15 protein-coding genes and 2 tRNA genes are annotated in these 22,253 nt (G+C 41.2%); 12 read left to right on the top strand and 5 right to left on the bottom strand.

Going from position 1 to position 22,253, the window contains the following annotated elements:
* Window positions 1-5: 5 nt before the first annotated feature.
* From AC1MCB_RS05295 to AC1MCB_RS05280, 4 genes are all read left to right on the top strand, one after another.
* Window positions 6-2,009 (top strand): adenylate/guanylate cyclase domain-containing protein, encoded by a 2,004-nt coding sequence (locus AC1MCB_RS05295; RefSeq protein ID WP_479967698.1) that lies wholly within the window; start codon window positions 6-8, stop codon window positions 2,007-2,009.
* A gap of 107 nt (window positions 2,010-2,116) precedes the next feature.
* Window positions 2,117-4,132: an HD family phosphohydrolase gene (locus AC1MCB_RS05290; protein WP_479968715.1), complete on the top strand. Its 2,016-nt coding sequence runs from the start codon at window positions 2,117-2,119 to the stop codon at window positions 4,130-4,132.
* 116 nt (window positions 4,133-4,248) lie between these two features.
* Window positions 4,249-4,335 (top strand) — tRNA-Ser (locus AC1MCB_RS05285).
* A gap of 102 nt (window positions 4,336-4,437) precedes the next feature.
* Window positions 4,438-4,511, top strand: a tRNA-Pro gene (locus AC1MCB_RS05280).
* A 185-nt stretch (window positions 4,512-4,696) separates the two neighbouring features.
* On the opposite strand, the gene AC1MCB_RS05275 is transcribed toward AC1MCB_RS05280, so the two are convergent.
* The gene (locus AC1MCB_RS05275) at window positions 4,697-4,957 is read right to left on the bottom strand and encodes a hypothetical protein (protein ID WP_479967697.1); all 261 of its coding nucleotides are present in this window, start codon (window positions 4,955-4,957) and stop codon (window positions 4,697-4,699) included.
* 186 nt (window positions 4,958-5,143) lie between these two features.
* Here AC1MCB_RS05275 and AC1MCB_RS05270 point away from each other — a divergent pair, with 186 nt between their 5' ends.
* Both AC1MCB_RS05270 and AC1MCB_RS05265 read left to right on the top strand, forming a co-directional pair.
* Complete coding sequence (locus AC1MCB_RS05270; protein WP_479967696.1) at window positions 5,144-6,967, top strand: glycoside hydrolase family 13 protein; 1,824 nt, start codon at window positions 5,144-5,146, stop codon at window positions 6,965-6,967.
* A 399-nt stretch (window positions 6,968-7,366) separates the two neighbouring features.
* Entirely contained in the window at window positions 7,367-10,678 is a 3,312-nt protein-coding gene (locus AC1MCB_RS05265) for a two-component regulator propeller domain-containing protein (protein WP_479967695.1), read from the top strand.
* A gap of 51 nt (window positions 10,679-10,729) precedes the next feature.
* On the opposite strand, the gene AC1MCB_RS05260 is transcribed toward AC1MCB_RS05265, so the two are convergent.
* Window positions 10,730-11,005, bottom strand: a complete 276-nt coding sequence (locus tag AC1MCB_RS05260) for a hypothetical protein (protein ID WP_479967694.1) — start codon at window positions 11,003-11,005, stop codon at window positions 10,730-10,732.
* A gap of 390 nt (window positions 11,006-11,395) precedes the next feature.
* Here AC1MCB_RS05260 and AC1MCB_RS05255 point away from each other — a divergent pair, with 390 nt between their 5' ends.
* From AC1MCB_RS05255 to AC1MCB_RS05235, 5 genes are all read left to right on the top strand, one after another.
* The gene (locus AC1MCB_RS05255; RefSeq protein WP_479967693.1) at window positions 11,396-13,966 is read left to right on the top strand and encodes a cation-translocating P-type ATPase; all 2,571 of its coding nucleotides are present in this window, start codon (window positions 11,396-11,398) and stop codon (window positions 13,964-13,966) included.
* 144 nt (window positions 13,967-14,110) lie between these two features.
* On the top strand, window positions 14,111-15,841 hold the full coding sequence (kaiC, locus tag AC1MCB_RS05250) for a circadian clock protein KaiC (protein WP_479967692.1): 1,731 nt from the start codon (window positions 14,111-14,113) through the stop codon (window positions 15,839-15,841).
* Window positions 15,834-16,121: a circadian clock KaiB family protein gene (locus tag AC1MCB_RS05245; RefSeq protein ID WP_479967691.1), complete on the top strand. Its 288-nt coding sequence runs from the start codon at window positions 15,834-15,836 to the stop codon at window positions 16,119-16,121. Before kaiC ends, AC1MCB_RS05245 begins: the two co-directional genes overlap by 8 nt.
* Before the next feature lie 6 nt (window positions 16,122-16,127).
* On the top strand, window positions 16,128-16,451 hold the full coding sequence (locus tag AC1MCB_RS05240) for a circadian clock KaiB family protein (protein ID WP_479967690.1): 324 nt from the start codon (window positions 16,128-16,130) through the stop codon (window positions 16,449-16,451).
* A gap of 11 nt (window positions 16,452-16,462) precedes the next feature.
* A complete protein-coding gene (locus AC1MCB_RS05235) occupies window positions 16,463-18,130 on the top strand; it encodes a PAS domain-containing sensor histidine kinase (RefSeq protein WP_479967689.1) in 1,668 nt (555 codons plus the stop codon).
* Here the strand turns inward: AC1MCB_RS05235 and AC1MCB_RS05230 are convergent.
* The 3 genes from AC1MCB_RS05230 to AC1MCB_RS05220 form a co-directional block, all read right to left on the bottom strand.
* Window positions 18,120-19,025, bottom strand: a complete 906-nt coding sequence (locus AC1MCB_RS05230) for a 2-dehydro-3-deoxygalactonokinase (protein ID WP_479967688.1) — start codon at window positions 19,023-19,025, stop codon at window positions 18,120-18,122. The two genes, AC1MCB_RS05235 and AC1MCB_RS05230, sit on opposite strands and share 11 nt — an antisense overlap.
* Window positions 19,026-19,139: 114 nt before the next feature.
* Window positions 19,140-20,288 (bottom strand): galactonate dehydratase, encoded by a 1,149-nt coding sequence (gene dgoD, locus AC1MCB_RS05225; RefSeq protein WP_479967687.1) that lies wholly within the window; start codon window positions 20,286-20,288, stop codon window positions 19,140-19,142.
* Window positions 20,285-20,920: a bifunctional 4-hydroxy-2-oxoglutarate aldolase/2-dehydro-3-deoxy-phosphogluconate aldolase gene (locus AC1MCB_RS05220; protein WP_479967686.1), complete on the bottom strand. Its 636-nt coding sequence runs from the start codon at window positions 20,918-20,920 to the stop codon at window positions 20,285-20,287. The genes dgoD and AC1MCB_RS05220 overlap by 4 nt, the downstream gene beginning before the upstream one ends.
* Window positions 20,921-21,132: 212 nt before the next feature.
* On the opposite strand from AC1MCB_RS05220, the gene AC1MCB_RS05215 reads away from it, so the two are divergent.
* Complete coding sequence (locus tag AC1MCB_RS05215) at window positions 21,133-22,086, top strand: zinc metalloprotease (protein ID WP_479967685.1); 954 nt, start codon at window positions 21,133-21,135, stop codon at window positions 22,084-22,086.
* Window positions 22,087-22,253 lie beyond the last annotated feature (167 nt).

The following is a 22,253-nucleotide window of genomic DNA, read 5'->3' as shown; positions in this document are numbered from 1 at the left end:
ATCAAATGATTAAAATTACTGGCAGCTGTGTTTTCTTACTGTTGTTGCTTACGCGGGTGTGCGTTGCAAATGAACTTGTCATTCCACAGACTTTTTTCCGGGCGGATTTTAAGGATGATACGGTAAGAGTAAACAACCTGATACTTGCAAGTGAAAATCATTTCAATACTGATCCTCAAAGGGCCATCAGATACGGAAGACAGGCTTTTGATCTTGCAGTTAAGATCAACTTCAAGAAAGGAGCGGCTTACGCTCTAAAAAACATCGGTAATGCCTACTATATTCAGGGAAACTACACAGAGGCGATAAACCAATGGCAAAGCTCATTGAAAATTTTCAAATCAATAAATGATGAGCTTGGACAAGCCAATATTCTAAGTAATCTGGGTGCTGTATACTTCAATATGGGTGAAGATGTCAGATCATTGAATTACCATCTGAAATCTTTAAAAGTCTCAGAAAAGTTAGATAATAAACTTCGTATAGCCACTTCACTAATTAATATTGGTGCTGTATATGATCGAAAAACAGCGACTCATGATAAAGCTTTGCAGTATTACCTAAGAGCGCTTCCATTAAGTGAGGAGATTAACAATCAGGACGCAATTGGTACCGCTTCGGTAAATATTGGCGAAATTTATCTTGAAGGCGGACAGGACTCATTAGCCCTGTATTATTTCATGAAATCGCTTGAAGCCTATAAAGGCTCTATAAACCTGCCTTATTCACTAAATAGCATAGCTGAGGTTTATCAAAAGAGAAAGGATTATGCCCGAGCTATTGATTATCATGAACAGGCACTCGATGTATCAGAAAATATAGACGGACAACTGGAGATTGCACAATCAGCTTTGGGTTTAGGAAATACCTATGCTTTACAAGGCAACACCCGGAAGGCGCTATTATTTTACAAAAGAGCCGAAACGCTCGCCAGTAGATTAAACTCGCTCTACGACTTGAAAAATGCGTACCAGGGGCTTGCCTCAACATATGCTAAAACCGGAGATTATGGCCAGGCATACATCTACCAAAACCTAATGACGGAGCTAAAGGATTCTTTGTATAACGTTGAAACAGATAAAAGGCTGAGTGAAGTGCAGTTTGATTTCGATATTCAAAAGAAGCAGGCGGAGATTAATCTTTTAACAAAAAACCGGGCGCTTCAGCAGGCTGAACTAAATAAGCAGCGTATCCTTCGGAATTCGCTGATCGGCGGGCTTTTACTGATATTGATAATAGCGTTTATGCTTTTCAGGAATTCAATTATAAAGTCCAGAACAAATAAGCTTTTAGATCAGCAAAAGGCTAAGATAGAATCGCTTCTATCAAATATGCTTCCCGAGGAGGTTGCGAAAGAACTGCAGCGTGATGGTCAGGCAACACCTAAATATTATGAGACAGTTTCGGTACTATTCAGTGATTTTAAAAATTTCACCCAGATGGCCGATGCTCTGTCGCCCCAGGACATCGTCCTTGAACTAAACACGTACTTCATGGCCTTCGACGACATTATTGAGAAACATGGCCTTGAAAAAATTAAGACTATTGGCGATGCCTACATGTGCGCAGGTGGTATTCCTGTTGTTGACGATTCACATCCCATAAAAATCATAAAAGCGAGCCTGGAGATCCAACAGTACATTAAAACCCGCAATGAAATGAAAAAAGAAACCGGCAATCTGCCTTGGGAATTGCGCATTGGAATACATACCGGGCCGGTTGTTGCAGGAGTTGTTGGGCGTAAAAAATATGCTTATGATATTTGGGGAAGCACGGTGAATACGGCTAGCAGAATGGAGAGCAATGGTGAACCCGGTCGGGTTAATATCTCTGCTGATACTTATGAGATAGTCAAGGATCAATATTTATGTACTTACCGTGGTAAAATACTCGCTAAGAACGTAGGAGAGATTGATATGTACTTCGTCGAGTCAGAACTAAGCGCCCCGCAAGCAGGCATTGCTGAAGAGCTGAATCAAAATGCTTACTCGCATAATCCGGGTGTTTGACAGAAATTAGTAAATTTGGCTTAAAAAACCGCACTTTGGCCAGATTAAAGAAAAATTCTCACCTCATAATTTACCGCCGATACGCTACGGGCCTCAAATTTCTGATGATGGCCCTCAGCGTGATGATCATCACGCTTGTTTTGCCTAAGCAAGCACGCTTTAGGTTTGAGTATGAAAAAGGGAAGATATGGATGCAAAAGGATCTGGTATCTCCTTATAGTTTCGCCATAAAAAAAACAAATGCTGAGATCGAAGCAGATAAAAAAGGTATCCTTAAATCAATTCTTCCGATTTATCAGAGTAATGAAGAAGTTGTGCTACGCTCTCTTGAAAACTTCAATACAGAATTTGAAACCAAATGGTCATCATCAGGCGTTGATGGGCGGGAGAAAAGTAAATACCTCGCCCTTGGAAATCGAATACTAAAAGAAGTTTATCAGCGAGGCGTCATTTCACCTGTTAAAAAATATCAACAGGTAAACCGATACTATAACTTTAGCATTGTCAAAAACAATGTATCTACGCAAAGAAATACCGTGGATGTACTAGACATTAATACGGCCGAAGACTACATTAATAGACAGCTCGCTAAAAATAAAGATCTGAAAAACGCAGACTGGCTTGCTCGATTAATAAGGGGACATATACAGCCTAATTATATTTACGATGAACGGCTAACTGATAAATTAGAGAATGATGCCTTAAACAGTATATCTACTACTCGCGGAATGGTGCAGAAAGGTGAACTAATTGTCACCCAGGGAAGTAATGTTAGCGGCGAGGTTTATCAGAAACTTGAATCGCTGCGAGCAGCCTACGAAGATGATGCACGGGTTGTAGGCAACAGCAAACTCATACTTTTCGGCCAGTTTCTGCTTGTTGGATTGGCTGTAACCCTGCTAATTGTTTTCCTCTATTTATTTCGGCGCGATATTTTTGAAGACAACCGCCAGCTTTCCCTCATTCTGCTGGTCATAACTGGTATGCTGGTGGTGCTGTCATGGGCCATCCGGATTAAAATACCCAGCTTATACTACATCCCCTATTGTATTGTTCCCATCATTATCCGCATTTTATTTGACACACGTTTGGCGCTAAACATTCATTTATTGGTTGTTCTGATAGCCGGATTTTTTGTTCCTAATAGCTTTGAATTTGCTTTTTTACAAATTACGGCAGGTATGGTTGCTATATACAGCATTAAAAATCTGATCAAACGGGAACAGTTTCTGATTTCAGCTTTACTAATTCTCGGCAATTACTTTATCGCCTACATGGGAATTTCACTTATTCGTGATGGATCATTTGCTGACATTGAATGGTTCAATTTCCTTCCGTTCATCTTCAGTGTGCTATTATCCTTGCTTGCCTACCCGCTTATTTATGCCTTTGAACGAGTTTTTGGAATAACCTCTGACGTAACACTGATGGAGTTGACCAATACTAACAGCCGCTTACTCCGCGATCTGGCTTTTAAAGCTCCAGGGACTTTTCAGCATTCACTGCAAGTCGCGAACCTGGCGGAAGCCGCCATCTTCAAAATTGGAGGCAATGCATTATTAGTTCGTGCAGGTGCGCTCTACCATGATATTGGCAAGATGGATAATCCCCAATATTTTATCGAGAATCAAAACAAAGGTGCAAATCCGCATGACACCCTTTCGTATGAGCAAAGTGCCCAGATTATCATTCAACATGTAAACAAAGGGGTTGAAATAGCGAGGAGAAATCATATTCCAGAAATGCTGATTGACTTCATCCGTACACATCACGGGAATACCCGAGTGGACTATTTTTACCAGTCGTTCCTTAAAAACTTCCCTGAGAAATTCGTCGATGAGAACATTTTCCGTTACCCAGGACCGATCCCTTTCTCTAAAGAAACTGCGGTACTGATGCTCGCTGACTCAGTTGAAGCAGCATCCCGAAGTTTAAAAGAGCCGGATGCGCAAAGTATAAGTGATTTGGTAGAACGTATTATCGAATACAAACTGGATCAGGAGCAATTGTCAGACAGCAACATTACTCTTAAGGATATTGAGACTATCAAGCTCATTTTCAAGACTATGCTGATGGGCATTTATCATGTTCGTATCGATTACTTACTTCAAACCAATAAATAAACTGCTCAATAAACTCCCTCCCTCTTTGTTGCCTCTAAATCAATTGAAAATATTTTTTGATGGCATGGTTGAATTACTATATTTGCAGTCCTCAAAAGAGGCGTTTTAATTGACATGGAGAGATGCCTGAGTGGCCGAAAGGAACAGTTTGCTAAACTGTCGTACTGGCAACGGTACCGAGGGTTCGAATCCCTCTCTCTCCGCAGAAAATATATTTTTAAATATATTTGACTATCACTGCGGAAATACTATCTTTGCAGACCTTCAAACAACAGGGTATTTAAATGCTCAGTTTATGAAAAGTTCGGGATGTAGCGTAGCCCGGTATCGCGCCTGGTTTGGGACCAGGAGGTCGCAGGTTCGAATCCTGCCATCCCGACGATACGGAATACATCCGGTAGCAAAAACCCTCTTTCTTTTACAGATCGAGGGTTTTTTGTTTTTAAGTCAGTCCCTTTTTATTGTTTAGGCAATGTTCCCAAAACGTTAAAATTCTCGTGTCACGCTGTAACTAAAGTTCTTCTTCTACTTCGGAAAACCTACTCTAGAATCTGCAATTAAATATTACGTTGCTTTCAGTAAACCGGTGATTTCTGAAATAGAGACCTTGTTAATATATGGTTCCAGCGATTGCTTGGTGGCAAAAGGTTTCATGCCGTAAACACGTCTTTTATCGGTATCGCACCGCATTTCGACAAAAAAACCCTGCAAATAATATAGTCGGAAAAGTACTTCCTGTTCAATCCGTTCAGCTAATAACACACTTTCCAGAACAGTATTAATCTTCTCCTTATCCTTGAGTGTTGTGAATTGGCAAATAGTCATAAGAGCGTTAATTGATTTGTAATCAACAGCCAATTTTGCTCTTTGTTTCCAAATAGTTTAACTGCGACTTGAAGTAAAAAGCTTTCACATGTTCTAATCTGGCCTGGCTGTTTTTCCCATAATCTATCTTGTCTTTAGCATTACTTTAAATGTCTTTAAACTACTTTTGCAGGACAAACATTTCCAATGACTGAACCTTCTAACTCTTCATCTTTAATCGGCTTTGATCATATACCCCCTTTCAATGAAGCGCCTGCCTGGAGTAAGTCAGCAATCTGGTATCAGATTTTCACAGAGCGTTTTTATAACGGGGATCAAACCAATGATCCGCAACCAGCGAATATCAATATTCCATGGTTGAATGAAAATGCACCGGCAGACTGGACTATAAGTCACTGGACCGGCAACTGGTATGATCAACAGGGATGGGAAGAAGGAAAACCATTTAATGAAGTTGTCAACTTCCGCAGGTATGGCGGTGATCTTCAGGGAGTGCTCTCCAAACTTGACTACCTGCAGGATCTTGGAGTCACCGCTCTATATATGAATCCGCTGAATGATGCGACTTCATCTCATAAATTTGATGCGCGCAATTATCATCATATAGATGTGAACTTCGGTCCTGATCCGGAGGGAGATAACAAAATCATAGCATCCGAAGACCCCGATGATCCGTGCGGCTGGCAATGGACTGCTGCAGACAAGTTATTCTTACATTTAATTGAATCGGTGCATGCCCGTGGGATGAAGATCATCATGGATTACTCATGGAACCACACGGGTGTGATGTTTTGGGCATGGCAGGATATCTTGAAGAACCGGAAAAACTCCGTTTTCAAAGACTGGTATGATATCAAATCATTTGGAGATGCGGACAAAGAGCAGTCTGAATTAGAATACAGTTGCTGGATGGGTGTAAAAGGTTTACCTGAATTAAAAAAGGTGAATATTACAGGCCACCGTGAGCCTGGTAAGCCTTATGAAGGAGATTTGAATGAAGGCGTTAAGCAGCATATCATGTCAGTGACGGATCGTTGGCTTGCACCTGATGGAAAGCCTTCATTGGGAATCGACGGTTTTCGTTTGGATGTGGCAGACCATATTGGTATGAGCTTTTGGAGGGATTTCAGAAAACGAGTGAAGCAAGTAAAACCAGATGCTTACCTTGTTGGTGAAATATGGTGGGAGGAGTTTCCAGATAAATTTATGGATCCTGCGCCTTTCATTCAAGGTGATGTATTTGATGCCATAATGTTTTACCATGCTTATAAACCGGCCCGGTACTTTTTTTCTAAATCACCATTCAGCATCGACGCGGCAGAGTTCAAAGAGAACTTGGAGTATTTATGGGATAATTTAGGAAAGGATCACTGCTATGCCATGATGAATGTGTCTTCAACTCATGATTCGCCCCGGCTGCTTACAGATTTCTATAATTCTAATAAGTACAAACTAATGGCTAGTCCGATGGAAGACCCCCATTATCTGACCGGGAAACCCGACGCTGAAATATATAGCCGTGTGCAGATGTACCTAGTTCACTTATTTACAACGATAGGAGCTCCGCATATCTGGAACGGTGAAGAAATGGGCATGTGGGGTGCCGATGATCCGGATCAACGTAAGCCACTTTGGTGGAATGAATTCTGCTTTGAGGATGAAAGTCGAAACAATTTTCAGCCTGGGACTAAACTTTATGATCAGGTTGGATTTAATCAAACGCAGTTTAACTATTACAAAAAGCTTATCGAAATTCGTAAAGGTAATCCTGTTCTAGTTACTGGTGATATAGAATTTTTGACAGCCGTCGGAGGTCAGCTGGTTTATAAACGATTTGATGAAAAAGATGAAATTCTTGTATGCTTCAATAATCAGGAGCCCGCTCAGAGTTTCACATTGCCACCAGGTTCGGTTTTTATTAATCTCCTGGATAACGATGTCGAAACAACAAAAGTACTGCATCTTGAGCCGTTAAAAGCTGCAATTCTAAAGAATGTAAGTAAGCAATAATGAATCTACTTTCTTTAAGAAAACAATTCTTGCTTCATCTATAGGAATAGGACAACTTCGATTTTCGGCGGAAGTTTAAAAGTTCCTGACCGAATCTGTTGCCTGGCTTGCCGTAAATATTCTGTTTGATATATAAATCAAAAATACTACCTTATTACAACCGATTGCCACGAAGCTGATAGCATTCACGTGGAAATCATTTGGCACCAACGCTATGTTCCAATTACCCAAAATTTACTAAATAACAATAACCTCATCAGCGGGGCTGCAAGAAAAACTTAACTTTTACAAGCCATTTATCGAATAGAGATTCATCATAAATATCCAATTGATAATTATATGAGGCGGTTCTTTACAGGTATTTTAATTCTAACTTATGCTTGCTGGTTGACAAATCTCATGGCCCAGTCGCCGGAGTTGAAGTTTAATCTTTTTAATGGAATTGATGGGATAAACGTTGGAAAAGTAAATTGTATCACTCAGGATGCTAACGGTTACATGTGGTTTTCTGATCAAACGCAGAGATCTGTTACCCGGTTTGATGGGTATCACCTAAACAGCTATCGCAACGACCCTAAAGATCCCAGTTCCCTTGGGGGCACCTATCCTGAGGTGGTGATTGCTGACCCTTCCGGTGTGATCTGGATCGGCTTCTTTGGCACGGGACTGGATAAATTTGATCCAGCGACCGGAAAATTCATTCATTATCGTAACCGCAAAAATGACCCTTCAAGCCTCAGCAATGATACCGTGGCAGCTATCCTGCGGGATAGTAGAGGAAATCTGTGGGTAGGTAGTTATGGAGGTCTGGATTTACTTGATGAAAAAACAGGCAAGTTCAAGCACTATTCTCATGATAAGAAGGACCCCAATAGTTTAAGCAACAATAAGATCAGAGCGATCTACGAAGACCGCCAGGGAACACTTTGGGTTGGCACCGGAATGTTTCTGGACCTGACCAGACCACAGGACGGAGGGCTAAACCGTTTCAACAGGAGGTCAGGTAATTTTACACGTTACCTGCACGACCCGCAGGATCCTACCAGCCTAATAAACAATAAAGTTAGAGCTATATACGAGGATACGAGGGGTACCTTTTGGGTTGGTACTGCCGGAGACGGTTTACACACTATGGACAGGGCTACTGGCAGATTCATGCGCCATACTTATGATCCTGCAAAGCCAGATCAATTAAGCCGCCCTCAATTATCCGGAAGCGTGGATCATATTACCTTTATCGGTGAAGACAGTCTTAAAAAAGTATGGATCGGAACAATGGCAGGAGGTTTGAACCGCTATGACCCAGTTACAAAAAAGGTTGACCACTTCGGTAAAGGGAAAAGTCCCTACCAGGATTTCTCAGACAACACTTGTTGGTGGGCCTACACTTCCCGCGATGGGATAATGTGGATGAGTACCCAGCAGAATAATCTTTACCGTATCAATCCCTCAAATATCCGGATTCCGCATAAACATATTGGAATTGCAATCTTGTCTTTTGCCGAAGAACCAACGGGAGAACTATGGCTAGGTTCTGATAACGGCCTTTTAAAATTAAATAAGAACCGCCAAATATCCCGGCTATACAGTCACGATATGGGCAATGCCAGTACGCTAAGCAATAACATTGTAAATGCAGTTTACCGCGACCGAAAAGGTAGATTATGGCTTGGCACCGAAAACGGCCTCAGCTTATTCAATCCTAAAACAGGAACATTTACAAGATACCAGAATGATAAGAATAACCCGGCAAGCATCTTTTCCGGGTCAGTAAACAGCATCTTAGAAACTCGCCAGGGAGATTTCTGGATCGCAGGATTAGGCGGCTTGTCACTGATGGATCGGGCAACAGGGCGTTTCACGCACTATCGGCAAAATCCTAAGGTGGCTGGAAATTTTATCAACGACATGGTTACAGGACTAGCAGAAGATAAGTCGGGTGATCTCTGGATAGCGAGAATTAGCGGATCTGGTTTAAATCGTTTTAGCGTCAAAACCGGACAAACCAGACACTATTTGGCAGGCCAATCCGTGAAGAGTGTATATTATGATTCCAACCAAACTATATGGGCAGGTACAGAACTGGGGATTTACAGTAAGTCCAAAAATTCCGACGAGTTTTCCCTATTTCAAAGTCAAAACTCTGAAATAAGCAGCGCCTACATCAGCAGCATCATTGAAGATAACTACAAAAATATCTGGGCAGGTTCCATATCAGGGATCTTTAGAATCAGTCCCCATCGTAATTATACCATTTTTTATGGTAAATCATTAGGTGTTACGCCTGGTTTTATCTTTGGATACAAGACAAGTAAAGGTGAACTTCTGTTTGGAGATGCTACAGGCTATTATTCATTCTTCCCTAACAAGTTAATTCCGGACGCGAAGCCACTTTCAATACTTTTGACGGGCTTAAGGATTGAAGACGTACCTGTGCTTCCGGGTAAGCAGCGGATAATGAAAAAGCCCATAGAGCAAACTAAAGACATTCAACTAAATTTTAAGCAGAATAACTTTTCATTCGAATTTGCAGCAATTGATTATAGAGATCCTGATGCCAACCAACATTTGTATATGCTTGAGGGCTATGACAAAACCTGGCGAAAAGCAGGGTCGGATAAATCGGCATACTATTATAACGTTCCTGCGGGCGAGTATAAATTTAAAGTTAAAGCTTCAGGCATCGACGGTGTTTGGGCAGAGCGGTCGGTTCTACTGATTGTTACTCCTCCCTGGTGGAAAACATGGTGGGCCTACCTACTCTATTTTGCCCTGCTAGCTGGCTGCTTTTATGTCTTTGACCGTTTACAACGTCGTCGTTTACTTAAAGTTGAGCGTGAAAAGACTAGGTCAAAGGAATTGGAGCAAGCGCGAGAAATTGAGAAGGCGTATCACCAGTTGAAATTAACCCAGGCTCAACTAATCCACTCGGAAAAAATGGCTTCTCTTGGAGAACTAACAGCAGGCATCGCCCACGAGATACGAAATCCGCTAAACTTTGTGAACAATTTTTCGGAATTGGGCAAAGAGCTTTTGGATGAAATGACAACTGAGCTGAGCAACGGTAATCAGACAGAAGCCATAGGAATAGCAAAAGACATTAGACAAAGTCTTGAAAAAATCCATCATCACGGTGGACGAGCCGAAGCGATTGTAAAAAGCATGCTTCAGCATAGTCGGAATAACCCCGGAACTAAGGAGCTGACTAATCTCAATGCACTAGCGAAGGAATACCTTGGATTAACCTACCACGGCTTAAGAGCGAAGGATAAAAGCTTTCATGCCACAATAATAACAGACTTTGATAAGTCAATTGGAAAGGTTAGAATAATTCCTCAAGACATTGGACGGGTTTTATTAAACCTTCTTGACAACGCGTTTTACGCGGTTAACGACAAAAAGCAGATGGTCAGCTCAATGACCATAGAAGAAGACAAAAACTTTGAACCGGTCGTAAGTGTGACAACTAAACTTATTTCTGAAAACAACGGTGAAAGTATTTTAATAATTATAAAAGACAATGGCATGGGTATCCCCAAACATATTACCGATAAAATCTTCCAGCCTTTTTTCACGACTAAACCGGCAGGAGAAGGTACCGGCCTAGGCTTATCTCTTAGTTATGATATAATCAAATCTCATGGAGGCGAGTTAACGGTAAACTCCGTCGAAGCAGAAGGAACTGAATTTTTAATCAATTTGCCTGTATAGTACGTCACCGTGATAAAATCAAGGTTCCGTTTCCTATAGAATCTGACCGTATTAGGAACTTAATAATCCAGTAATCTCCTCTATGGAAATTTTATGCAAAAAAGGTTCAAGATATCTTCTGGTGATAAATGGCTTCATGCTATAAATCTTGCTATCAACCGGATCATACCATATCTCTACAAAAATGCCTTCCAGATAATAAAGCTGAAAAATCATTTCTTTCTCGATTCTTTGTGCTAAAAACACGCTTTGCAATACAGCGCGTGCTTTCTTTTTCTCAGAAAGTAAGGTAAAAAGATAGATAGTCATCGGTACTGCTTTAGACACAATTAAATTTAAAACTTTGGAAAATCGTTGTATAGCTCTAGCATCTTCATTAAGATAATAAACATTTTCTTATAAAGAGATATTTTAATCTATTTTATTATTGAGATTTTTTCTGCACAGCGATTGAAGTTTTATCTGAAGTTAAAATCACGAACAGGCCAGCAATAGGCTTTGAAGAATTATAATTTGCAAGGCAACTACGAGGACGATATTGATACCATCACCGAACCAGGCTTTTGTCAGTCCATCAGTTTGGTGGACTGACGCGAACCTGGTACGAACCAGTCCAAAAGAAAGTCCCATATAATCCAAGACCCAGATTTAGAGGATTACTGATAATACGCCGGGTTTTTTAAAGTAAATTTGGAATAAGCAGCCGATATTCAAAATATGAAAGCATATTTCCAGCTTAGCCCGGAGGAAGTCTACAAGCAACTTAATACATCGCCGCAAGGATTACAAAAGAATGAGGTTCTGGCTCTGCAAAAGGAGTTCGGACGAAATGCCCTACAAGAAGCCAAGCAGAAAAGCAAGCTAGTCATCTTTCTCACTCAGTTTACGGACGTGATGATCGTAATATTAATTATTGCGGCTGCAATTTCGTTTTTTGTTGGTGAGCATACGGATGCCATTGTCATTCTAATCATTATTGTGGGCAACGCCTGGATTGGATATTCACAGGAGTACAGCGCCGAGCAGTCAGTGCGGATGTTACAAAAAATGGCGGCCAATTACGCTGTAGTTTTCCGAAACTATAGTCCGTCCAAAATAAATACTACAGAGCTTGTTCCCGGCGATATTATTTTATTAGAAGCGGGAGATATAGTCCCCGCTGATGCCAGGCTAATTGAAGTTAGTTCCTTTAAAACCGATGAATCCTCTCTTACAGGAGAGAGTCATTCCATTGAAAAAAAGGTTGATGTTATCAGTGAGAATAATTTAGTTGCAGGGGACCAACTGAACATGATTTTCAAAGGAACCATCGTAAGCAATGGATCTGCGAAAGCTGTAGTAACTGCCACCGGCATGAATACGGAACTGGGAAAGATAGCCGGAATGATGAAAACTGGCGTTCAAAAAACTCCCCTTCAAAAAAGGCTTTCACTGTTTAGTAAGCAGTTGGCAATTGTTGTGGTACTCATTTGTCTGATAGTTTTCGGATTTGGCTTATGGCGGGGTGAACCGGCCTTCCAAATGTTTTTGACGTCATTATCTCTCGCGGTTGCCGCGCTTCCAGAAGCCCTGCCTGCTGTAATCACAATTGCTCTCGCGCAGGGTGCTAATAGAATGGTTAAACAAAAGGCGTTGATGAGAAAATTGCCCGCGGTTGAAACTTTAGGATCAGTTACGTACATCTGCAGCGATAAAACCGGAACGCTGACTCAGAACGTAATGACCGTTGAAAAGACTTATGTTACTGAAAACAATGAAAAATTGTTGCAGCACGCTATGCTGTTAAACAACGAAGTACGATTTTCGGAAAACGATGAATTGCTTGGGGATTCGACGGAGACTGCTTTAGTCAAGCATGTATTGAACGATGGTCTTTCTAAGGCAGATGTTGATACTGAATTTCCTTTATTAGAAAAAATACCTTTTGATTCGAACAGAATGCGGATGAGCACTTTTCATCAATTTGATGATAAATGGATTCTGTTTGTGAAAGGTGCTCCTGTTAGGATCACTGAAGTTTTATCCCCTGAATATGGTGACCGCGTTCAGGGCTGGCTTAATCAAAATCGTGAATGGGCGGCAGAAGGCTTGAGAGTTTTATTTTTTGCATATAAAACTTTTAAACAAAGACCTGATCAAATTAAATCAGAAATTGAAAAAGATCTGCACTTCCTGGGAATGGCTGCCATGATCGATCCACCCAGGGAAGAGGTCATTGATGCTCTTAAGCAATGCAAAACCGCGGGAATAAAAACGGTTATGATCACCGGCGATCAGCCTCTCACGGCTCATGCAATTGCTGAACGTTTACAGATGATCGAAAACAACTCTGAATGTGTAAGGACGGGAGCTGACCTCGAAAAATTAAGCGACGACGAATTTAATGCATTAACCAAGCGTACCTCTGTTTATGCGCGTGTTTCTCCCGAACAAAAATTAAAAATTGTAAAGTCCCTCCAGGGCAATGGAGAATTTGTGGCAATGACCGGTGACGGAGTAAATGATGCACCGTCTTTGAAACAGGCGAATATTGGCGTTGCAATGGGCATAACCGGCACCGATGTATCAAAAGAAGCTGCAGATATGATTTTACTGGACGATAACTTCGCTACTATTGTAAAGGCGGTACGCGAAGGAAGACGGATTTACGATAATATCAGGAAGTTTATTTTGTATGTATTGTCGTGCAATCTTTCTGAAATATTGATCATATTTTTTGCCCCGCTGTTAGGTTTTGTCATTCCATTACTGCCAATACATATTCTGTGGATAAATTTAGTTACCGATGGTTTGCCGGGTCTGGCTTTGGTTGCCGAGCCAGCAGAAAAAAACCTCATGGAGCGTCCTCCCCGACCACCTAAAGAAAACTTATTCGCCGGGAAATTATTTCCAAGAATTTTGCTTTCTGGGGCAGTAATGACGGTCGTCGGCCTTGGTGTCCTTTGGTGGCTAACCCAGCAAGGTTATGATGTAAAGACTCAGCAAACTGCGGTTTTTACAACGCTGTGCTTTGTTCAGCTAGGTAATGCCCTTTCTGTGCGATCAGCCTATTATTCCCTGTTTTCTTCAGACTTGTTTCAGAATGTGAAGTTATGGACCGCCATATTAATCACTGTCATCTTGCAGTTATTAATTGTGTATTTGCCCTATTCTCATTCTATTTTTAAGACTACATCACTCCATTGGAATATCATGGGTGTGATAATAATCATGACGAGTGTGAGTATCTTAAGTATTGAACTTTTGAAGTATTTCTTTAGAAAGGTGTATCTAAAAATCGACAAATAATCCTGCAAAAAATTTTCAGGTCCATTTTATCTCATCACCTACCCCGTTGTTTCATCATGAATGCTTCTGGCATCACATTCGCTATGAAAAGGACATTTTGAGAATTAATTAATACATCGTATACCCCATATAGCAACAGGGCTTATGAAATTAAAACAGAATTCCGAACTGAAGTATCCGGGGTTAGCAAAAACCAGAACTGGTATTATAGGTCTTGACAAGATCACCGAAGGAGGGCTTCCGACCGGGCGCCCGACGCTAATTTGCGGCGAAGCAGGGAGCGGCAAAACCTTAATGTCTGCAGAATTTATTGTTCGCGGCGCGCTCGAGTTTAATGAGCCCGGCGTCTTCTTTGCGTTTGAAGAAAAGTCGAACGAGTTAGCAATGAATGTTGCCTCGCTTGGCTTTGATTTGAAAACATTAGAGAAAGATAGATTAATTAAAATCGACCATATACATATTGACAGGAGCGAGATAGAAGAAACGGGCGAATACGATCTTGAAGGCCTGTTTATCCGGTTAGATTACGCTATAAAAACGATCGACGCGAAACGCGTGGTTTTGGACACTATCGAAAACTTGTTTTCAGGTCTCAACAATCAGAATATCCTACGGGCAGAGATTCGCCGGCTTTTTACCTGGTTAAAGGATAAGGGGGTAACAGCGGTTATCACCGGGGAGCGCGGTGACGGCACCTTGACTCGTCAGGGACTTGAAGAATATGTATCTGACTGCGTTATCTTGTTAGACCACCGTGTAATTAATCAAATATCTACACGGAGACTAAGAATTGTAAAATATCGCGGCTCTCATCATGGCACCAATGAATACCCTTTTTTGATTGATTCAGATGGAATTTCGGTACTACCAGTTACCTCGCTCGAGCTTTCCAATGAGGTTTCGTCGGAACGGGTTTCATCAGGGATACCCGCATTGGATGACATGCTGCAAGGAAAAGGATTCTATAAAGGAAGTAGCATTCTGATTTCCGGAACAGCTGGAACAGGTAAAACAAGTATAGCAACTGCCTTTGCAAATGAAGCCTGCAATCGGGGTCAAAAATGTTTGTATTTTGCATTTGAAGAATCCCCTAAACAGATCATCAGAAATATGAGGTCTATAGGCATGAACTTGCAAGGCCATGTGGACAGGGGCAACTTAACTTTTTATGCTTCGCGGCCTACGTTATATGGATTGGAGATGCATTTGGTTGCTATTCACAAACATATTACCAAATTCAAGCCTGATGTAGTCGTACTTGACCCAATTACCAATCTAATAACTGTGGGACCTGTTTCTGATGTGAAATCAATGTTGGTAAGGCTTATAGACTTCTTACAACACGAGCAGATCACTGTTCTTTTTACCGCTTTAAATTACAATACCGTTATAAACGACCAAACTGATGAAGGCGTATCCTCATTAGTTGACGCCTGGGTGACGGTGAGAGATATTGAAACGAATGGAGAGCGTAATCGTGGTTTATACATCATGAAGTCACGTGGGATGAAACACTCAAACCAGGTGCGGGAATTTGTCATCAATGACAGGGGACTCAATCTGGTGGAGGTCTATCTTGGTCCGGATGGAGTACTAATTGGGTCTGCACGTGAAAGCCATGAAATTGAAGAGAAAACCGGGGTTGCTCTTCGCGATCACGCCCTTAACCGAAAGGATCGTGAAGTTTTGCGTAAGAAGCTTGTTTTGGAATCAAAAATATCCAGCTTGAAATCCGAATTTGAAAGTGTGGAAGAGGAATTGAATAAGGTGTACCAGGAAGAAGCATTAAAGAAGGAGATTCAAGAAAAAACCAGGAAAGAAATGACCCGCTTACGCGGAGGCGAAACGTTGTCTAAAAATAAAAAGAATGACTGAAGATAAGCAATGGGAGTTGCGTTTATATATAGCCGGTAATACTCCAAAGTCAATGGCTGCCCTTTCAAATCTTAAAAAGTATTGCGAGGAACATTTGCAGGGAAAGTATCGGATTGAAGTAATTGATCTGCTGGTACAGCCGCAACTCGCCGAAGGAGATCAAATTTTTGCGATTCCTACATTAGTACGTAAGGTGCCTCAACCGATTAGAAAAATTATTGGCGACCTCTCAAATAAAGAAAAAGTACTTGTAGGGTTAAACATTCGTCCATTAGATTGAGTTATCATGCAGGAACCGAAAAGTATCCCTGAGATCTTGAGTGAAATACAACTTAATAATGAAACTTACCAGCTAAAATTATTTATTGCCGGGGCTTCGGCCAATTCTTTAAAAGCTATCGAAAATATTAAATCATTCTGCAAAAAATCGCTGAAAAACAATGTTGATCTTGAAATTATAGACATATATCAACAGCCAGTTTTGGCAGAACAAGAGCAAATTATTGCCTTACCATTATTAATCAAAAAATTTCCCCTCCCTGAAAGGCGGTTCATTGGCGACTTGTCTGATACCAATAAACTTGTTAGAGGAATTGGGGAAAATTCCTAAATTTTGATCATTTGGAAATTACGCAATCATATGAGCAACTAGTAAGTGAAAATAATGACTTACGCCTGCAACTTGAAGAAGCGCATGATGCTATAAATGCCATTAGAACCGGCAAAGTAGACGCACTTATAGTACAGGGAGATAATGGTCAGGAACTTTATACTCTAAAGAGCGCTGATCGTACCTATCGGGTATTCATTGAAAAAATGAGTGAGGGTGCTGTTACGCTCAATCCCGATGGAACTATTTTATACAGCAATGACCGGTTTTCAGCAATGCTAAATGTACCGCTGGAAAAGGTAATAGGAAAACCATTCATGGATTTTATACCTGTCGCTTCGAAACAGAATTACGAAGAACTTCTCCATTGTGCCTGGCACCAGGATGTGAAGATGGAGATTTATTTGCAGCAACAGAATATCAATCATGCATTGCCCGTGTTAATATCTTGCAACCAGATTCAACTGGATGAGAAGACGGCTTTGAGTCTTATATTAACTGATCTTACGGAACAGAAAGAAGCGGAAAAGGAACTTTTGATAAAAAACGAACAGCTGAAAAAGGCCGAACAGGAAACCCGTATACTTAATGACAGATTAGAAGAGCTGGTTGATGAGCGTACCAAAGAACTTTTACTTAGCAGAGAGCAGTTTAAATTTCTTGCTGATCAAATACCGGTAATCGTTTGGACAGCTAACACAGCGGGGCATATGGATTATTTCAATGAACGTTGGTATCAGTACTCCGGACTAACATTTGAACAAACGAAAGGATCTGCATGGGAGCGCATTGTCCATCCCGACGATCTACCGGTAGCCCGGAAAACCTGGGATTACTCAGTTAAAACAGGTGAACCCTACGAAATCGAATATCGTTTAAAACGGGGATCGGATGATTCTTACCGTTGGCATCTGGGTTATTCCCTGCCTTTCAGGAATGATCAGGGAAAGATTCTGGCTTGGTTTGGCACAAATACCGATATTGAAGAACAGAAACAGGAAATTGAAAAGCGCGATGAGTTTATTGGAATCGCGAGTCATGAATTGAAAACACCTCTAACTACGGTCAAAGCGTATCTTGAAATTATTGGCGGATTTAAAAAAGAACCGCTTCCGGAGGCCGTTAAAGAATACGTTTACAAGGCTCAGGGGGCGATGAAGAAATTGCAGAATCTTGTAAACGATTTATTGGATGTAAGTAAAATTCATGCAGGCCAGCTTCTTTATGATAAAACAGATTTTGATCTGATTGAACTCGTAAAAAGCTGTGTAGAGAATTTTCATCACCTTTATCCTGGCCGTAAACTTACCTGCCGTTGCGAACAAAGTTTGATGATTTACGGGAATATAGGTCGTATAGAGCAGGTGATTATGAACCTTATTAGCAATGCTGTTAAATATTCCGCCGAGGATAAGGAAATAACATTGACCGCACTTCGCGAGGACGGTAAAGCCAACGTTTCGCTCATTGATTTGGGAGTAGGCCTTTCAGATGAGCAAAAGAGTAAAATATTTGAACGCTTTTACCGTGTGGAGGATAAAAAGTTTCTGACTTCAGGTTTGGGTATGGGTCTATATATATCTTCTGAGATTATCAAATCTCATGACGGGATTTTAAAGGTCAGCAGTGAGTTTGGGCAGGGGTCTACATTCTCTATCGAATTGCCACTTATTGATTAAGGGGCCGGGTTAATTGCCTAAAAATTTGAAACTGGCCATTTATTGTAACCTGTGTCGGATTCTTGATAATCAGATCTGCACATTGTTGGTCAATCTCTAAAAACCTCAATGCTTCAAGATAATGAGCTACCAGGGAGGATTCACCGGTCAGAACTATTTTACCTTTAAAAGCACCCTGTAAATCTTTAAGCTCCGTTCCAATTAATAAACCGCTTAGATAATATGAATTTTGAACCTCACTCAGTTTATTGAAAAGGTGATTCGTTCGTACCATAAAAAGTTCGTGGAGAATATTTCCCTTCGCCCCGTCTTTAACACCTTTGTTAAAGCTGCTTAAATGATCGGGCTGGGAAATTTCGCCCTCTTGTTTGATCGATTTTGCAAGGATGCTTTCACGGGAAAGAACAGAAAAAAGCTCACCCGTCATATAAGATTTAAACGCTATTGCCTTTCCTTGTTTGACTACCACATGTTTAGAATGCGTCCCCGGATGCAGGAATAACTGTGCTTCGTTACGAACATCGAACATACATCCTACCAATTGGGTTTCCTCACCCCGCATTACATCTGTTTCAGATTTAACTCCTGAAATCAAGACAATCTGATGCGGAAAATCCGAATTTGCGTGAAAGACTTTTACATGAAGATCTGACCCGTTCACCGCAAAAGGTAATTGCTTATAGGGGAGCTCAATCATTCCTATGGTCGATGATGCCATGCCGGACATGAGAACCGGACTTCCCAAAAGTGACTGCTCAGCCTGATTCTCCAGTGCCTTTATATGTTTTTTAACAACCTCCAGATAAAAGCCAAACCGTTCTTCAACAGGATTACCGGTTTTAGCCCAGTCATTAAATATTGTTGCATTGCCCTCTTTTGACTCTCGCTCTGCCATAATCTTAAAATCTATGGCGCTAACTAACCTTAGTCTGAATGAACTTGTACCCCAATCACAACTTAAGAACTGTTCCAACATTTCTTGTTTAAAAAAGATCGCTAAGACGCCCGGTCACCATTCTGCAAAACTTCCATCCCGGTTTCTCCAGATTGGATTTCTCCAATTATGACCCATTTTAGCTCGTTCTATAACATAGTCTTCATTTATTTCAATTCCCAGACCCGGACCGTCAGGTATAGCTACAAATCCATCTTTATAATCGAACACCGATCGGTCTGTGAGGTAATCAAGCAGATCATTGTCTTTATTATAGTGTATTCCCAAACTTTGTTCTTGAATAAATGCATTAAGACAGGTTGCATCTACCTGCAGGCAGGCGGCCAGGGCAATTGGCCCCAGGGGACAATGAGGGGCAGCGGCCACATCGAAAGCTTCGGCCATTGAGATAATCTTTTTACATTCCGTAATACCACCCGCATGAGAAAGGTCCGGCTGAATAATATCCACATACCCCTGGATTAGCAGGTTTTTAAAGTCCCAACGGGAGAACATCCTCTCCCCTGTGGCTAAAGGAGTCGCCACATGATTTGCAATTTCGCGCAGGGCTTCGTTATTTTCAGCCAACACGGGTTCTTCGATAAACATAGGGTGAAATGCTTCAAGTTCCTTTGCCAGCACTTTGGCCATTGACCTATGGACACGTCCATGAAAATCGACTCCAATACCCACACTACTGCCTGCTATCTCACGCACGGCAGCGATGCGCTCAACTGCTTGATCAATCTTATCGTGCGAGTCAATATACTCCACTTCACTACAGGCATTCATTTTGACGGCCGTAAAGCCTTTTTGTATCACCTCATGCGCCGCCTTTCTAACATGCTCGGGCCTGTCACCACCAATCCACGAGTATACACGAATCGTATTACGAGCTTTTCCTCCCATTAATTGATGTATTGGCGCGTTATGAAATTTTCCCTTAATATCCCAAAGTGCCTGGTCTATACCGGCGATGGCGCTCATTAGAATAGCCCCACCCCGATAGAAGCCCCCCCGGTACATTACATTCCAGTGATCTTCGATTGTTAATGGATCTTTCCCTAAGATGTTCTCCATTAATTCTCCGACCGCGGTTTTTACTGTTGCTGCTTTACCTTCAATAACAGGTTCTCCCCAACCGCTGATTCCTTCATCGGTTTCTATCTTTAAGAATAGCCACCGCGGTGGTACCTGATACAAAATGAAGTGAGTAACTCTCATGCCTGTCCATTTGAAATTGCCGCAACAAACGCTTTTGCTTTTTCAGTGAGCGCCTTTAGATAGGAATCGTCTACTGTTATGTTAGTACTAACCAATGCACTGCCAACACCGAAAGCTACAGCCCCTGCTTTTTTAAACTCTTGAATGTTTTCAATATTGACCCCCCCGGTGGGCATCAGTGGAATTTGATGAAGAGGACCCTGAATTTCCTTGAAATAACCCGCACCAAGGATAGCCGGGAAGACTTTAATAATTTCGCCGCCATGTTCGAACGCCTTTAATATTTCGGTAGGTGTAAAAGCCCCAGGGATACTCACGCAACCATATCGTCTGGTTAAAGTAATAGTGGGTAAATCGGTGGTGGGCGAGATTATGAACTTCGCTCCTGCTAAAACCGCCGCTCTGGCAGTTTCAGCATCCAGCACGGTACCAGCCCCAATCAATAAATCACTACTGTATCTAGCTGTCAAATTCTCGATCACTGAGATGGCTTTAGGCGAGTTCAATGTGATTTCTAGCGTACAAATTCCCCCGCTTTTTAAAGCGTCTACAATTTCGAGTATCTCATCAGGATCTGCCCCACGAACGATAGCAATTAACTGGTGCGTCAAAATGTGGCTCAACGATGTCATACGGGGAAATAAAATACACAGTTTTAGATATAACTATTTTGAAAAACGAATGTTTCTTAAAAAAGAATTAGATTAATTAGATCAATTAAAATCACATATTTTTTTAAAAAAAGAGTAAATAAATAATCTCAATTATCCTAAATTAGTTAAACCTCCCGTCTATATTCCCCTACCTCTGAATCCTTTTATTATCAATCCTCTAACATCTAATTATGAAGAATCTAAAATTTACTACAGTTGTAACACTCTTTATTACCCTCCTTGTTTCCTGTAAGGAAGATGAAATTGCACCCAAACAACAATCTCAGATTAACAGTTTGAAAAAGCAAGAGTTTCCTAAATCCGACCTGCTAATGAAAGCTGGAAAAACTACTCAGCTTGTTTCGCTTCCATCGAGCTCAAGTAAATTGCGTGTACAAATGTACAAAGCAGAGTACTTTACCTCGGGCGAGGATGAAAGAGCAGGTAATACTGTCTTTTTTAACAATCGTGGAAATAAGCAGTTGGCTGAAGATTTTGTAGCATCTCTGAGCCTGGATGGCACGCCAAACATCACCTACCATATTGATAATGCCCGTCCATCAAATGATTTGCCTTTATCTACCACTAGTAATGCGATAATTAGAGCAATGAGGACGTGGGACGGTGTTAAATGTTCAGATTTGGGTATCACCAGAATTCCTTCGAAAACTACTCCGACAGGTATTGTAGCATCGCTTTTGGGTTACGGGGGCAGCTCTGATTATGTTGCAGACATCAATCATGCTGGTTGGCTACCGAGGTCCTTTTTTGATCAGGTGGCTCCAGCTGGGGGTGACTTTATTTTAGCAGCTACTTTCACCATTATTTTTACAGACGAGAATGGTAATGCTGTTGATACTGATAATAACAATAAAGCCGACGTGGCCTGGCGGGAAACATATTACAATGATGCATTCACCTGGAATGACGGCTCAACCTATGATGTGGAGACTATCGCGCTTCATGAGTCAGGACATGGACTTAGCCAGGACCATTTCGGCAAAGCTTTTTTATCCGGGAAGGGAAAACTTAACTTTGCGCCATTAGCAGTAATGAATGCTGCATATTCAGGCGTACAAACTAAAATAGGTAAAACTGATCTGGGCGGACACTGCAGCAATTGGGCTTCATGGCCTAAAAAGTAATAAATACACGGGAGGTAAAATAAAAAAGAGCTATTGAATCATCGATAGCTCTTTTTTATTTTAATTGTTTGTTAGCAAAGTAGTAGTTCATAAATATTCTGATATATTGCAGCAGAATAAAAACTTTAGCTGAATTTTGTATTAAATATTGATTGCTGTTTTATTTG

Source organism: Daejeonella sp. AP26 (genome assembly GCF_056680515.1).
This window is presented reverse-complemented; position numbering and strand designations above follow the sequence as displayed.